1 protein-coding gene is annotated in these 778 nt (G+C 63.5%); it reads left to right on the top strand.

The features are described from left to right. The coding region (locus V6C16_RS14580; protein WP_333543605.1) for an RluA family pseudouridine synthase at nt 1–778 on the top strand (778 nt) is incomplete at both ends.

Genomic DNA, 778 nt, shown 5'->3' with positions numbered 1-778 from the left:
TGCTGCACCGTGGACGGCCTGCCGGAAAAACGCCCTGCCGCCAAGGTGCACATGGGGCAGGCCGTGATCCTGAACCTGCCGGAACACCAGGGCAGCCTGCAACCCGAAGAAGGACATCTGGAACTGCTCTGGCAGGACGCGCACCTTGTGGTCTGCAACAAGCCCGCGGGCCTTACGGTGCACCCGTGTCCGTCCTGCCCGGAACAAACCCTGGTGCAGCGTCTTCTGGGGCGTTTTCCGCAACTGTCCAGACTGGAAGGACAGCGGCCCGGCATTGTGCACCGTCTGGACAAGGACACCAGCGGCCTTCTGGTGGTCGCCCTTACAGAGTCCGATCGCCTGACACTGAGTGAAGCCTTTGCCGAACGTCAGGTTCACAAGGAGTATCTGGCTCTCGTAAGCGGCCTGCCCCCGCTTGAAGGCCAGTGCCGCGAACCGCTGGGCCGACACCCCACAGCCAAAATAAAAATGGCCGTGGTTCCGGAGAACCGGGGCGGCAGGCAAGCCTTTACAGAATGGCGCAGGCTCTGGAGCACGGATGACAACAGCGTATCGCTGCTGGCCGTGCGCATCCACACAGGCCGTACCCATCAAATCCGGGTACATATGGCGCATATGGGCCACCCACTGCTGGGGGACAGGCTCTACGCACCCAAGGCTGTGCAGGACATGGCCCCCCGGCAGATGCTGCACGCCTGGCGACTGAACTTCACCCACCCCGCAAGCGGTGAAGACATGCGCTTCACCTGCCCGCCCCCGCAAGACATGCCGGATGCCG

This window comes from Desulfovibrio sp. 1188_IL3213, assembly GCF_036763145.1.
GTDB lineage: Bacteria > Desulfobacterota > Desulfovibrionia > Desulfovibrionales > Desulfovibrionaceae > Desulfovibrio.
Note: the sequence above shows the minus strand (reverse complement) of the source record. Positions and strands in the feature narration are given on the sequence as shown.